The following is a 12,560-nucleotide window of genomic DNA, read 5'->3' as shown; positions in this document are numbered from 1 at the left end:
GTGGGGCGGTCAGGGGGTGTGGGGCGGGGGCTGGTGTGGCTCCGGCGATGGTGTGGTCGAGGCCGCCAGGTGCTCCGCTGGTTATGCGGTTCGTTTACCGCGGGCCGGTGGGGGGCTGGGCGCGCAGTTCCCCGCGCCCCTTACGGGGGCACGGGTTCCGCAGCCGACTTCACCGGGCCCTAGTGCGGGGTTTGAGGCCCCGTATCGCCGTCGGGTCGAGGGCCGCACGGCGCAGCGCGCGGGTGTAGGGCTCGGTGGGGGCGGCGAGGACGTCGGCGGTGCGGCCGCGTTCGACGACCCGGCCCGCCTTCAGGACGACGACGTCGGTGCTGATCTCGCGCACCACGCCGAGGTGGTGGGCGATGACGATGTACGTGATGCCGGTCTCCTCCCGCAGTTCGCGCAGCAGGTCGAGGACCTGGGCCTGCACGGACACGTCGAGGGCCGAGGTGGCCTCGTCGCACACCAGCAGGTCGGGTTCCGAGGCCAGGGCGCGGGCGATCGCGATGCGCTGGCGCTGTCCGCCGGAGAACTCGGCGGGCCGTCGTTCGAGTGCCGTGGCCGGCAGTCCCACGCGGTCGAGCAGTCCGGTGGCTCGGCGGCGCCGTTCGGTCTTGTCCTTCACGCCCGCGACGCGCAGCGGTTCGGCCACGATCTCCAGGGCGGTCAGGTGCGGGGCGAGGGATCCGTAGGGGTCCTGGAAGACCATCTGGACGCGGCGCCGCAGCGGCCGCAGGCGCCGTTCGGGCAGCGCGGCGAGGTCGGTGCCGTCCAGCACGATCCGCCCGGCGGCGGGCTTGAGCAGCCGTACGATCGCGCAGGCGATGGTCGACTTGCCGCTGCCCGACTCGCCGACGACGGCCAGCGAGCCGCCCCGGGGCACGCTGAAGCTGACGTGGTCGACGGCGCGCACGGGGCCGGCCGGCGTGGGGTAGTCGACGACGAGGTCCTCGACGGCGAGAAACGTCGACGCGTGGGCCGCTGCGTCGGGCGCGTCCGGTGTCGCTGCTGCCTGGCTCATCGGGCGACTCCCTCGGCTCCCTGTGTGCTGTGGTCGTCGGGCCCTTCCTCGTCCCAGGGGCCGAGGCTCGGTACGGCCGCGAGCAGTTTCCCGGTGTACGGGTGTGCGGGGCGCTCGACGATCTGCTGGGCGGGTCCCGACTCGACGAACCGGCCCTCCTTCATGACGTGGATGCGGTCGGACACCAGCCGGGCGACGCCGAGGTCGTGGGTGATCATCAACATGCCCACGCCGGTGCGTTCCTGAAGGTCCATCAGCAGGTCGAGGACGCTTGCCTGGACGGTGGCGTCCAGGGCGGAGGTGGGTTCGTCGGCGACCAGCAGCTGGGGTTCGGCGGCCAGCGCGACGGCGATGAGGACGCGCTGGAGCATGCCGCCGGAGAACTGGTGCGGGTACGCCTTCCAGCGCGTTTCGGGCCTGCTGATCCGGACCTGGTCCAGCAGGTGGGTGCCGCGCTCGCGGGCCTCGGCCCGGGACAGGCCGGGGTGCCGCAGCCGGAGCGCCTCGCCGAGCTGCCGCCCGACGGTGTGGACGGGGCTGAGCGCGGTCATCGGATCCTGGGGGATGAGGGACACGGTACGGCCGCGCGCCCGCCGGGCCGCCCCGGGGTCGGTGACGACGTCCTCGCCGCCGATGCGGGCGGTGCCGGACAGCACGGCGAGTCCTTCGGGCAGCAGCCGCAGCAGGCCCATCGCCGTGGTGGACTTGCCGCAGCCGGACTCCCCGATGAGCGTGACGGTCTCGCCGCGTCGGACGGTGAAACTCACGCCGTCGACGGCGCGGACCACGCCTCGATGGGTGACCAGTTCGATCTGCAGGTCCTCGACCTCCAGCAGGGCGCCGGAGGCGGGGGCGGGGCCGGAGGCGGTGTCGGCGGTCATGGCTCAGGCTCCCTTCGCGGGCTTGGTCGTCTCGGTCGTCTTGGTTGTCTTGGACGTACGGATGCGGTCGCGCAGCCCGTCGCCCATGAGGTTGACGCCGACCACGAGGAGGGCGATGACCAGGCCGGGGAGCGTGACCAGCCACCAGGAGGTGGTGATGTAGTCCTGGCCGTCGGAGATGATGCGGCCCCAGGTGGCGAACGGCCGCTGGGGTCCGGCACCCAGGAAGCTGAGGGCGCTCTCCAGGAGCACGGCCTGGGCGAGCAGCAGCAGGACCACCAGGCTCGCGGGGCGCAGGACGTTGGGGATGATGTGCCGTCCCAGGACGGACCAGCTGCGCATACCGAGCAGCCGGGCCGCCGCCACGTACGGTTTCTCGCGTTCGACGAGGACCAGGGAGCGGGTCAGCCGGGCCACTTCCGGCCACTGGGCGATCGCGATCACGCAGGTGATGACGGTGACCGACGGGCCGAAGAGGGCGACGACGAGCAGCAGCATCATCAGCAGGGGCAGCGCCAGCTGGGCTTCGAGGAGTCGGCTGACGACCGTGTCGATCCAGCCTCCGAAGTAGCCGGCCGCCGAGCCCGCGGCGATCCCGATGAGCCCGGAGACGACGACGGCGAGGATGCCCACGGTGAGCGACACCTGGCCGCCGTGCAGGACGCGGGAGAGCAGATCGCGTCCGAGCTGGTCGGTGCCGAACAGGTGCCCGTCGGTGAGCGGCGGCACCCGGCGCCCCGCGAGGTTCTGGGCGTCCGGGTCCGGCAGCGGCAGCAGGCTCGCGAGGGCCACCGGCAGGGCGACCAGCGCGGTGCACACGGCTCCCGCCCACAGTTTGAAGCGGGCGCTGCGCTGCTGCCTGGTGGCGGTGGCGCGGGCCAGGTGCCGGGCGGTGACGGCACTGGACCGGGTGCTGCCGGCGGACGGGGTGAGCGTGGCGGACATGGTCAGGCCCCCTTTCCGAGTCGGACCCGCGGGTCGAGGAGCGGGTAGGCGAGGTCGACGAGGAGCTGGACGAGGATGGCGAGGGTCGCCGTGACCAGGACGGTCGCCTGGATGAGCGGGTAGTCGCGGGTCTCCAGGGCGCGGACGACGAGGGAACCGACGCCGGGCCAGCCGAAGACGACCTCGACCAGCACCACGCCGTTGAGCAGTGCCGCGAAGCGGGTGCCGACCGCGGTGACCAGCGGGACGGACGAGTTGGCGAGGGCGTACCGCCAGGTGAGGGCCCGTTCGGAGACGCCGCGCGAGCGGGCCACGGTGATGTACGGCGAGGCGAGTGCCGTGGTCATCTCGCGGCGTACGAGCCGTGAGACGAGGGCGAGTTGGAGGACCGCGATGGTGAGGGTCGGCAGGACGAGGCCGCTCCAGGAGGTGAAACCGGAGGCGGGCAGCACCGGCAGCAGCACGGCGAAGACGGTCAGCAGCATCACGCCGGTCCAGAAGTCCGGCATGGACTGTCCGGTGATGGTCAGGACGTTGGCGCCGAGTTCGCGCGGGGTGTCGGCGTGGCGGGCCATCCACACGCCCAGCGGGACCGCGACGGCCACGGTGACGGCGATCGCCGCGAGGGAGAGCGTGAGCGTGTACGGCATGCGGTCCAGGACCACGCTGAGGGCGGAGTCGCGGAAGGAGAAGCTGGTGCCGAGATCGCCGCTCAGCAGGTCGCGCAGGAAGATCCCGTACTGGGTGACCAAGGGCTTGTCGAGGCCGAACTGGGCGCGGATCCGCTCCAGGTCGGCGGTGGTGGCGTTCGGCGGCGCGTAGGCGGAGGCGGGGTCTCCGGGGGCGAGCCGGACCAGCACGAAGACCGTGGAAAGGGTCAGGAAGACGGTCAGCAGACTCTGGCCGATGCGGCGGGCGAGGTACTTCGGCACGGCTCAGCCCTCCAGTCGTACGGCGGTGAGGTCGTAGGAGTTGATCGGCAGCAGCCGGACGCCGTCGACGCGGGCGCGGCGGGCGAGCACGGTCTTCGGCACGAAGGCCCACATGGCAGGCCAGGTGTCCCAGACGGCGTGCTGGGCGGCGGCCAGTTTGCGGTCGCGGGTGGCGGGGTCGGTCTCGGTGGCCGCGTCGGACAGCTGTCGGGCGATGCGGGGGATGACGTAGCCCATGAACGCGTCACCGGTGCGTTCGTCCTCGGCCGTGCCCGCGTACATCGCCTGGAGCATGGTGGTGGCCTGGCCGGTGGTGCCGGGGAAGCCGTTGCCGATGACGTCCCAGTCGCCTCCCTTGCCCTGGCGCCACTTGAGGATGTCGCCGCCGGGTTCGAACTGCTGCAGTGCGGCGCGTACACCGACCTCCTTCAGCATCTCCGCGACGGCCTCCATCACGGAGGCGTCCGCGGCGAACTCGCCCGACTCCCAGATGATTTTGATCCGCAGCCCGTCGGCGCCGAGGGACCTGAGCAACTGGCGGGCCCGTGCGGGGTCGTGGGCGTAGCGGCCGGTGCGTTCGGCGCCCTTGAGACTGAGCGGGACGACTCCCCGGGCCTGCTCGGCCGAGTCGGTGAGCACGTCCCGGACGAGGGACTCGCCGTCGATGGCGTACGTCAGCGCGCGGCGCACCCGGGCGTCGGCCAGCGGATGCTTCTTCGGTTTGCGGAAGTTGTAGAAGAGCTGGCAGATCCGCACCCCGGCCGTCTGCTCCAGGTGCACGCCGGGCAGGCCGGTGAGCTGTTCGGCGGAGTCGGGGGTGATGGTGTCGATGACGTCCAGTTCGCCGCTGCGCAGGGCGACGACCCGGCTCGACTCCTCCGGTACGAAGCGGACCCGGACCTGCTCGACGGGCGGCCGCCCGCCCCAGTAGTCCGGGACGCGGGCCAGGGTGTACTCGCCCGCGCCGCTGTTGGCGGCGGCCACCCGGTAGGGGCCGGTGCCGACGCCGGAGCGGAGTTCCTCGGGCCGGTTGTCCTTCGCCGGGGTGATGAGGATGTTGGCCATCAGCCGGTCCAGGACGGGCACCGGCTCGCGGGTGTGGAGCAGGAAGGTGCGTTCGCCCGTCGCCTCGACGTCGGGGAGTTCGGGGAACAAACCGAGGATGAACGAGCCGGCGACCTCTCCGTACAGCCGCACCGCGGTGGCCACGTCGTCAACGGTCACGGGCCGGCCGTCGGAGTAGCGGATCCCGTCGCGCAGGCGGACGCTCCAGGTGGTCGGCGCGGTCATCTCGAACCGGTCGGCGAGGACCCGTGTGAGCCGCATGTCCGGACCGATGGCCGTGAGGGCCTGACGCACGGCCCGCTGCACGGTCACCGCGGCGTCGAACTGGTTGAGCTTGTTGTCCAGGCTGACCAGCGAGCGGTTCAGCCCGAGGATGAGGGTGCCGGGGCCGGGGGCGCCGGTGGGTCCGGCACAGGCGGTCAGCGGGGAGAGAGCGAGACCGGCGCCGCCCGCGGCGCCCCAGCGCAGCAGGGTGCGACGGCTGGGCGTCTCACTCGTCTCACTCGGAGGAGTTCGGGTCATCGTCGACCTCTCGGGGTTTTTGTGCGGCGACCGGCTCGGGACGGCGCCCGGTCCCGCAGGACCCCGTCGGTTGCCGTCGGTTTCTGTCGCGCCGGAAACCGTTCCACGGTTGCGTGGATCACGCAAGAGGTCTCGCGCACATCGCGCAGGATGTGCCATCATCGAGCGCCGAGGCCGCCTCGCGTGCCCCCTTCGACTACCGGTCCGGCTCGGCTACAGGTCCAGGAGGATGACGTGCCCTTCCCCTCCCCCTCCCCGCTCCGCGAGGGGACGGCACCGCGACGTGTCCTCGCCCTCGCCGACGACCTGTCCGGGGCGGCGGAGACCGCGGTGGCGCTCGGCGCGCCTGCTCGGATCGTGCTCGGTCCGGCGTCCTTGGACCCGCACGCGTACGGCGAGGCCGTCGTGGTCGACCTCGACTGCCGGTGCCTGCCCGCGGCCGACGCGGCCCGGCGCGTACGCGAGGCACTGCGGGCCGTGCCCCCGGACGTTCTGGTGCTCAAGAAGGCCGACTCGCTGCTGCGGGGCAACCTCGCCGCCGAGACGGCCGCCTGCGCCGACGGCACCGGCACCGGTACCGAGGGCGTCGTCGTCGCCACCGCCCTGCCCGCCCTCGGCCGTACGGTCCACGGCGGTGTCGTCCATCTCGACGGCGTCCCCCTGCACGCCACGGACGCCTGGCGGGCGGAGAGCGCCGCGCCCCCGCCGTCGATCTCCGCCGCGCTCGGGGACGCCCGTACGACGCTCGTCCCGCTGGCGGCGGTACGGGGCGACGCGTTGCCCGCCGTGCTGCGCGAGGCGGTCGGCGCCGGACACCTTCCGGTGTGCGACGCCGAGACGGACTCGGACCTGGACCTGATCGCCGGGGCGGCGCTCGCCTGCGGGCCCGGCGTCCGACTGATGGGCACGGGCGGCCTCGCCGCGGCGGTCGGCCGCCTGCTGAGGCGCACCGACGGGACGTCGGCCGCGACCACGACGGGACGAACGGCTCCGGCTCCTGCCACGGCCGGGGGGCGCCGGCGACGGCCTCTCCTGGTCGTCGTCGGCACCGCCGATCCCTCGGCACCTGCGCAGATCGCGCAACTCACGGAGCGCGGCGCCCGCCATATATCTGTGAACCCCGACGCTCTGGCCTCCGACGTCGTGAACGCCGACATCGTGAACTCTGCCGTCGTGAACTCCGGCGTTGTGTCGCCCTCGGTCGAGCCGCTCTCATTTGACGAGACGTCAGGCGGCGTCACCGTCCTCAGCATCGACAGCGGACCAGGCATCCGGCCCGGTTCGGCACGCCGTCTGGTGTCCGCACTCGCCCGCTTCGCCGCCGACCGGGCGGGCGATGCCGACCTCGTCCTGACGGGTGGTGAGACCGCCCGCCGCGTCCTCGACGCGCTCGGCGTCGCGCACCTGTCGCCGCTCGGCCAGATCCACCACGGCGCCGTCCACGCACTCACGCCCGACGGACGCCATGTCGTCACCCGGCCCGGCAGCTTCGGCGACACCGATTCCCTGCTGCGGATCGCCACGGCGCTCCGGCCGGACCTCCCTCACCTCGCCCACCCCCACCCCCACCGCAAGGAGACTTCCCGGTGAACGCGATCCCGACCGCCGACAACCACCGTTCGCTGCCGCTCATCGCGGTGACCATGGGAGACGGCGCGGGCATCGGTCCCGAGGTGATCGTCCCGGCGCTGCTGCACCCGGACACCCTCGCCCGCTGCCGTCCCGTCGTCATCGGTGATGCCGAACGGCTGCGGCAGGCCGCCGCGATCCTGGGTGTCGACTGCGACATCGTCTCCGTGACCACCCCGGGCGAGGCCGAGTTCCCACCGGGCCGCGTCAACGTCGTGGACCTTGACCTGCTCCCCGCCGACCTGCCCTGGGGCGAACTGTCCGCCCGCGCGGGCGAGGCCGCCTACCAGTACGTACGGGTGGCCGCGGACCTCGCGATGAAAGGCGCCGTGCACGGCATCTGCACCGCGCCGCTCAACAAGGAGGCCCTGCACTCCGCCGGGCATCTCTACCCGGGCCACACCGAGTTGCTGGCCCACCTCACCGGCGTGGACGAGGTGTCGATGATGCTGTCGACACCCCGGGTGAAGGTCATTCACGTCACCACCCACATCGGCCTGATCGACGCCGTACGGCGCATCGAGCCGGGCCTGGTCGAGCGCACGGTGCGCCGCGGTCACGACGCGATGGTGCGGGCCGGTGTCGCGAAGCCGGTGATCGGCGTCTGCGGCATCAACCCGCACGCGGGTGAGAACGGGCTGTTCGGCTACGGCGAGGAGGAGGAGAAGATCGTCCCCGCCCTCGAAGTGCTGCGCGCGGACGGCATCGACGCCCGGGGCCCCCTCCCGGCCGACACGGCCTTCTTCCTGGCCGGGCGCGGCGACTACGACCTGATCGTGGCGATGTACCACGACCAGGGGCACGGTCCGGTGAAGGTGCTGGGCATCGAGGCGGGCGTCAACCTGACCGTGGGACTGCCCGTCATCCGCACCTCGGTGGACCACGGAACGGCCTTCGACATCGCGGGCAAGGGCGTGGCCGAGGCCGGTAGCATGGTCGAGGCCGTGCGCCAGGCAGCCGAGATGTCGTCCGTACCGGTCCGCTGAGACCGCCGCCCGCAGTCAGCCGCCCGCAGTCCGCGCAGAGAAGGACTCCACGACAGATGCCTCCCCTCGGATCCAAGGCCCGGCGCGAACGGATCCTGCACGTGGCCACTACGACCGGCCTCACCAGCGTCGAGGAGTTGTCACAGCGCTTCGGCGTCACGCCCTCCACGATCCGCCGCGACCTCGCCAGGCTGACCGCCGACGGCCGGCTGGCCCGTACCTACGGCGGCGCCATGGCGCTGACCGCCCACCCCGAGGCGTCGCTCAGGCAGCGTACGGGCGAGGCGTTCGAGGCGAAGCGCGCCATCGCGCGCCGGGCCGCCGCCGAGGTGCGCGCCGGTGAAACCGTGCTCCTCGACGCCGGATCGACCGTGGGCGCCCTCGCCCACGAACTGCGCTCCGCGAAGGAACTGACGGTCGCGACCACGGGCCTGACGGCCCTTCAGGAACTCTCCGACGTCGAGACGGTGCACGTCGAGTGTCTCGGCGGCACACTGCGGCCGCTGAGCCAGGGCTTCGTCGGTCCGCTGACCGAGGCCGCACTGGAACGGATGACCTTCGACCGGGTCTTCCTCGGCACCGACGGCATCTCGCCCGAGCACGGCATCTGCGAGGCCGACCTGCGCCAGACGCGGCTGAAGGAACTGATGGCCCGCCGCGCCGACCATGTGTACGTCCTCGCGCACGCGGCGAAGCTCGGCCGCCGCCCCTTCCACGCCTGGGCGAAGCTCCCGGCGGACTGGACCCTCGTCACCGACGACGACGCCGACCCGTCGATCGTGGCCGAGTTGCGCGGACGCGGCGTCGAGGTGGTGCTGACCGAGGTGCCGGCGTCCACCGAGCCGGAGCACCGGACGTCGCCCTCATGACCTCGACTCCCTCATGACCTCGACGGAGAGCGCCGAGCACGCCGGCCCGCGGCCCTGGCGGGTGTGCCATGACTGAGCCACGGCACGCCCTGGTCACCGGCGTCAGCTCGGGAATCGGCGAGGCGATCAGCGGCCGCCTGCTGCGGGAGGGATGGCAGGTCACCGGGATCAGCCGCCGCCGTCCGGTACCCGCGCCGGGACTGACCTGGCTCCCGGCTGATCTGGCCGAGCCCACCGAACTGGTCCGGGCCCTCGACGACGTACCCGCCCCCGACGCCGTCGTGCACGCCGCCGGGCTCCAGCGCTCGGCACCGCTGGGCCAACTGTCCGCCGACGACGGCGAGTTGATGTGGCGGGTGCATGTCCAGGCCGCCACGATCCTCGTCGACACGCTCGCCGACCGGCTGCCCGACGGGGCTCGCGTGGTCCTCGTCGGGAGCCGTACCGCGACCGGCGTACCCGGCAAGAGCCAGTACGCCGCGACCAAGGCCGCCCTGCCCGCGCTCGCCCGCTCCTGGGCCGCGGAACTGGCCGTTCGCGGCATCACCGTCAACGTGATCGCCCCCGGCCCGACCGACACTCCGATGCTGTCCGACCCCGGCCGCGCGCGCACGCCCCCGGTACACCCGCCCCTGGGCCGGTTCGTCTCTCCCGACGAGGTCGCCGGCCTGACCGCGTTCCTCCTCGGCCCGGACGGCGGAGCGATCACCGGGCAGCAACTCGTCCAGTGCGCCGGGGCCTCACTCTGACCTCTGCGACATCTGCGCGCCGGGATGTCGCTGCCACTTCTCGACATGGCGCACGTCCGGCCGGACGCCGCACCGTTCACAGCGGGCCCCAGCCGCACAGCCCGTGTTCAGGATTCCGGGTCGGGCTCGTGTGGTGCGGTCATGACTTTGTGGGTCGACTCCAGGATCTTCTCCGACAGTTCTGTGCCGGCCGTGGCCCGGGCGAGCAGGATCGCGCCGACCAGGGTGGCCACCATGGGGAGGCCGTCCTCGGTGTCGGTGGACATCCACGCGGCGAATGCCTCGACTCCGGCCGCGTACGTTTCGCGCACCTCCCCAGGTGTGGGCTCGCGAGCCACGTCCCCTGCGAACCCCGCGGTGGGACAACCGGTGCCGGGCTGGTCACGGTGTTCGGCCGTCAGATAGAAGTCGACGAGGGCGCCGCGCGCGGTGTCGTGATCGCCGTGGGTCGCGTCGAACGAAGTCAGGAGTAGGTCAAGGTCCCCGAACGCGGCTTGAGCCGCCTCGGCCACCAGGGCTTCCTTGGAGGGGAACTGCTTGTAGAAGCCGCCCGTGGTCAGTCCGATGGACTTCATCAGATCGGCGACGCTGATGCCGTTCACGCCGCGCTCCCTGAAGAGCTGGGAGGCCGCGGCGACCGCGCGCCTTCGGTTCTCGATCGCTTGCGCCTGCGAAACGCGACTCATCAGTCACCTGCCCTCGATAGATAGTAATGCGCATCTATCGTACGCGAGGCGCGGGTCGGCCGCGGCGCCCACTTTCCCTCTATCTGCACGGCGGGCGGTATCGGGGTGGCGTTGACCGGATCGCGTTAGATAGCTATCGTAATCTAACGCGAGGTCGACGCTCTGGCCTCCCACCCATCCGCCAGCCCAGAAATGAGATCCACCCCATGACCACGCAGAACAAGACCGCTGTCGTCACCGGCGCGTCCGCCGGCCTGGGTACCGCCTACGCTCAGCGGCTCGCCGACCGGGGCTACGACCTGATCCTGGTGGCCCGGAACACCGCGCGGCTGGACACGCTGGCGGCGGACATCCGCGGCCGCACGGGCCGTGCGGTGGACGTCGTCACCGCCGACCTCACCGATGCGGCGCAGATCTCCGTGGTCGAGGAGCGTCTGCGGACCGACGAGAGCATCGAGGTACTGATCAACAACGCCGGCGGTGCGCTTCTCACGCCGCTGGCAGGCTCCGACGCGGCGGCCTACGAGGCGCTGATCAGCCTCAATGTGACAGCGCTGACCAGGCTGACCATCGCGGTCCTGCCGGGGCTGACGGCCCGCGGGCACGGCACCGTCGTGAACATCTCTTCCGCCATGGCTCTCAACATCCTGCCCGTCAGCGCCGTCTACAGCGGCACCAAGAGCTACGTGCTGACGTTCACCCAGGCCCTGCAGCAGGAACTCGCCGAGAGCCCCGTCACGGTGCAGGCCGTGCTGCCGGGCGCTGTCCGCACGGATCTCTGGGACGGCTCCGGTGTCGACCTCGCGACGTTTCCCGACGAGATCGTCATGAACGTGGACGACGCCGTGGATGCGGCGTTCGCCGGCCTCGACGCCGGGGAGCCCGTCACCATCTTGTCGCTGCCGGACATCAGCGACTGGGAGTCGTTCGAGAAGGCGCGTCAGACGCTCGTCCCGAACCTGTCGCAGCGGGTCCCGGCCGACCGCTACCGCGGCTGACCGCCGCTCCGACTCCGGCCGTCGGCATCCCCGCCACGCAATCGGCCTTCCACGGTGGAAGGCCACCGGGCACCGGGCCCATCCGGCCGGTCACCGCCTACGCGCCACCCGCGGGGGCAGCCCGCCACCCCGCAGCTCTCTGTAACCCCTTCTCAACCCCTTATCGCGAGGAACATCCATGTCGAACGCCCTGTGGAACCCGATCGTCGCCGGGGAGATCTCCCTGCCGCACCGGTTGGCGATGGCCCCCATGACGCGAAACCGGTCCACCCCGGAAGGCGTACCCACTGAGCTGAACGCCGAGTACTACGCCCAGCGCGCCTCGCACGCCCTCATCATCACCGAGGGCACCCAGCCCAACGCCGACGGACAGGGCTACCTGCTCACCCCCGGCATCCACTCCGAGGAGCACATCGCCGGGTGGCGCAAGGTCACCGACGCCGTGCACGGAGTCGACGGCCGCATCGTCATCCAGCTGATGCACGCCGGACGCATGTCCCACCCCGACAACACCCCCCACCACCGGCAGCCGGTCGCCCCCTCCCCGGTCAGGCCGGCGGGCGAGATGTTCACTCCGTCCGGGCTCCAGGAGATGCCGGTACCGCGTGAGTTGTCCACCGAGGAGGTCGCCGCGACGGTCGAGGACTTCCGGCGCGCCGCGGCGGCCGCCATCGCGGCCGGCGCCGACGGCGTCGAGATCCACGGCGCCAACGGCTACCTCGTGCACCAGTTCCTCGCCACCAACACCAACCGGCGCACCGACCGCTACGGCGGCTCCGTCGACAACCGCATCCGCTTCGCCGTCGAGGTCGCCACCGCCGTGGCCGACGAGATCGGCGCCGGCCGCACCGGCTTCCGGATCTCTCCCGGCAACCCGTTCAACGACATCGCGGAGAGCGACACCCACGAGCTGCACCCGGCACTCGTGCGCGCCCTCGCCCCGCTCGACCTCGCCTACCTGCACATCGGCCACGGCGGCGACGACGAACTCCTGCACACCCTGCGCAAGCTGTGGCCGAACACCCTGGTTCTCAACCGGGCCGGCACCGACATCGCCACCCGCGCGAAGGACATCGAAGACGGCCTGGCCGACATCGTCACCGTCGGCGTGATGGCGCTCGCCAACCCCGACCTGGTCGAGCGCGTACGCACCGGCGCGCCGCTGAACACCCCCGACCCCGCCTCCTTCTACGGCGGCGACGAGGCCGGCTACACCGACTACCCCACCCACGCCGCCTGACCGGCCCCGCCCACACCGCCTGACAATCTCCGGCGAC

The 12,560-nt window shown here is 72.0% G+C and carries 12 protein-coding genes; 6 read left to right on the top strand and 6 right to left on the bottom strand.

Features of this window, described 5'->3' with window-relative positions; translation table 11 throughout:
• Window positions 1-169: 169 nt before the first annotated feature.
• The 5 genes from AB0I18_RS21785 to AB0I18_RS21765 are packed head-to-tail and all read right to left on the bottom strand — an operon-like array spanning window position 170 to window position 5,366.
• Window positions 170-1,021 carry a dipeptide/oligopeptide/nickel ABC transporter ATP-binding protein gene (locus tag AB0I18_RS21785; RefSeq protein WP_363107194.1) on the bottom strand — a complete coding sequence of 284 codons (852 nt, stop codon included), beginning with the start codon at window positions 1,019-1,021 and terminating at the stop codon, window positions 170-172.
• The gene (locus tag AB0I18_RS21780; protein WP_363107193.1) at window positions 1,018-1,902 is read right to left on the bottom strand and encodes an ABC transporter ATP-binding protein; all 885 of its coding nucleotides are present in this window, start codon (window positions 1,900-1,902) and stop codon (window positions 1,018-1,020) included. Before AB0I18_RS21780 ends, AB0I18_RS21785 begins: the two co-directional genes overlap by 4 nt.
• A gap of 3 nt (window positions 1,903-1,905) precedes the next feature.
• Window positions 1,906-2,847, bottom strand: a complete 942-nt coding sequence (locus AB0I18_RS21775) for an ABC transporter permease (protein WP_363107192.1) — start codon at window positions 2,845-2,847, stop codon at window positions 1,906-1,908.
• A gap of 2 nt (window positions 2,848-2,849) precedes the next feature.
• Window positions 2,850-3,779, bottom strand: a complete 930-nt coding sequence (locus AB0I18_RS21770; protein ID WP_363107191.1) for an ABC transporter permease — start codon at window positions 3,777-3,779, stop codon at window positions 2,850-2,852.
• Window positions 3,780-3,782: 3 nt separating this feature from the next.
• Window positions 3,783-5,366 carry an ABC transporter substrate-binding protein gene (locus tag AB0I18_RS21765; protein WP_363107190.1) on the bottom strand — a complete coding sequence of 528 codons (1,584 nt, stop codon included), beginning with the start codon at window positions 5,364-5,366 and terminating at the stop codon, window positions 3,783-3,785.
• A gap of 234 nt (window positions 5,367-5,600) precedes the next feature.
• Between AB0I18_RS21765 and AB0I18_RS21760 the strand changes: the two genes are divergently transcribed.
• The 4 genes from AB0I18_RS21760 to AB0I18_RS21745 all read left to right on the top strand — a co-directional run bounded on the left by AB0I18_RS21760 (window position 5,601) and on the right by AB0I18_RS21745 (window position 9,599).
• Window positions 5,601-6,956 (top strand): four-carbon acid sugar kinase family protein, encoded by a 1,356-nt coding sequence (locus AB0I18_RS21760; RefSeq protein ID WP_363107189.1) that lies wholly within the window; start codon window positions 5,601-5,603, stop codon window positions 6,954-6,956.
• Window positions 6,953-7,981 (top strand): 4-hydroxythreonine-4-phosphate dehydrogenase PdxA, encoded by a 1,029-nt coding sequence (gene pdxA, locus AB0I18_RS21755; RefSeq protein ID WP_363107188.1) that lies wholly within the window; start codon window positions 6,953-6,955, stop codon window positions 7,979-7,981. The genes AB0I18_RS21760 and pdxA overlap by 4 nt, the downstream gene beginning before the upstream one ends.
• A gap of 56 nt (window positions 7,982-8,037) precedes the next feature.
• Entirely contained in the window at window positions 8,038-8,850 is an 813-nt protein-coding gene (locus AB0I18_RS21750; RefSeq protein WP_363107187.1) for a DeoR/GlpR family DNA-binding transcription regulator, read from the top strand.
• A gap of 68 nt (window positions 8,851-8,918) precedes the next feature.
• Window positions 8,919-9,599: an SDR family oxidoreductase gene (locus AB0I18_RS21745; protein WP_363107186.1), complete on the top strand. Its 681-nt coding sequence runs from the start codon at window positions 8,919-8,921 to the stop codon at window positions 9,597-9,599.
• A gap of 107 nt (window positions 9,600-9,706) precedes the next feature.
• On the opposite strand, the gene AB0I18_RS21740 is transcribed toward AB0I18_RS21745, so the two are convergent.
• Window positions 9,707-10,285: a TetR/AcrR family transcriptional regulator gene (locus AB0I18_RS21740; RefSeq protein WP_363107185.1), complete on the bottom strand. Its 579-nt coding sequence runs from the start codon at window positions 10,283-10,285 to the stop codon at window positions 9,707-9,709.
• A gap of 206 nt (window positions 10,286-10,491) precedes the next feature.
• On the opposite strand from AB0I18_RS21740, the gene AB0I18_RS21735 reads away from it, so the two are divergent.
• The gene (locus AB0I18_RS21735) at window positions 10,492-11,283 is read left to right on the top strand and encodes an SDR family oxidoreductase (protein ID WP_363107184.1); all 792 of its coding nucleotides are present in this window, start codon (window positions 10,492-10,494) and stop codon (window positions 11,281-11,283) included.
• 178 nt (window positions 11,284-11,461) lie between these two features.
• Window positions 11,462-12,523: an alkene reductase gene (locus AB0I18_RS21730; protein ID WP_363107183.1), complete on the top strand. Its 1,062-nt coding sequence runs from the start codon at window positions 11,462-11,464 to the stop codon at window positions 12,521-12,523.
• Window positions 12,524-12,560 lie beyond the last annotated feature (37 nt).

Origin of the sequence: Streptomyces sp. NPDC050704, assembly GCF_040654355.1 — a bacterium.
In the GTDB taxonomy this organism is placed as follows: Bacteria; Actinomycetota; Actinomycetes; order Streptomycetales; family Streptomycetaceae; genus Streptomyces.
Note: the sequence above shows the minus strand (reverse complement) of the source record. Positions and strands in the feature narration are given on the sequence as shown.

Coding starts and splice junctions, on each gene's coding strand:
- AB0I18_RS21740 (WP_363107185.1), bottom strand. CDS start 10,285: ATGAGTCGCGTTTCGCAGGCGCAAGCGATCGAGAACCGAAGGCGCGCG.
- AB0I18_RS21785 (WP_363107194.1), bottom strand. CDS start 1,021: ATGAGCCAGGCAGCAGCGACACCGGACGCGCCCGACGCAGCGGCCCAC.
- AB0I18_RS21750 (WP_363107187.1), top strand. CDS start 8,038: ATGCCTCCCCTCGGATCCAAGGCCCGGCGCGAACGGATCCTGCACGTG.
- AB0I18_RS21765 (WP_363107190.1), bottom strand. CDS start 5,366: ATGACCCGAACTCCTCCGAGTGAGACGAGTGAGACGCCCAGCCGTCGC.
- AB0I18_RS21780 (WP_363107193.1), bottom strand. CDS start 1,902: ATGACCGCCGACACCGCCTCCGGCCCCGCCCCCGCCTCCGGCGCCCTG.
- AB0I18_RS21735 (WP_363107184.1), top strand. CDS start 10,492: ATGACCACGCAGAACAAGACCGCTGTCGTCACCGGCGCGTCCGCCGGC.
- AB0I18_RS21730 (WP_363107183.1), top strand. CDS start 11,462: ATGTCGAACGCCCTGTGGAACCCGATCGTCGCCGGGGAGATCTCCCTG.
- AB0I18_RS21775 (WP_363107192.1), bottom strand. CDS start 2,847: ATGTCCGCCACGCTCACCCCGTCCGCCGGCAGCACCCGGTCCAGTGCC.
- AB0I18_RS21745 (WP_363107186.1), top strand. CDS start 8,919: ATGACTGAGCCACGGCACGCCCTGGTCACCGGCGTCAGCTCGGGAATC.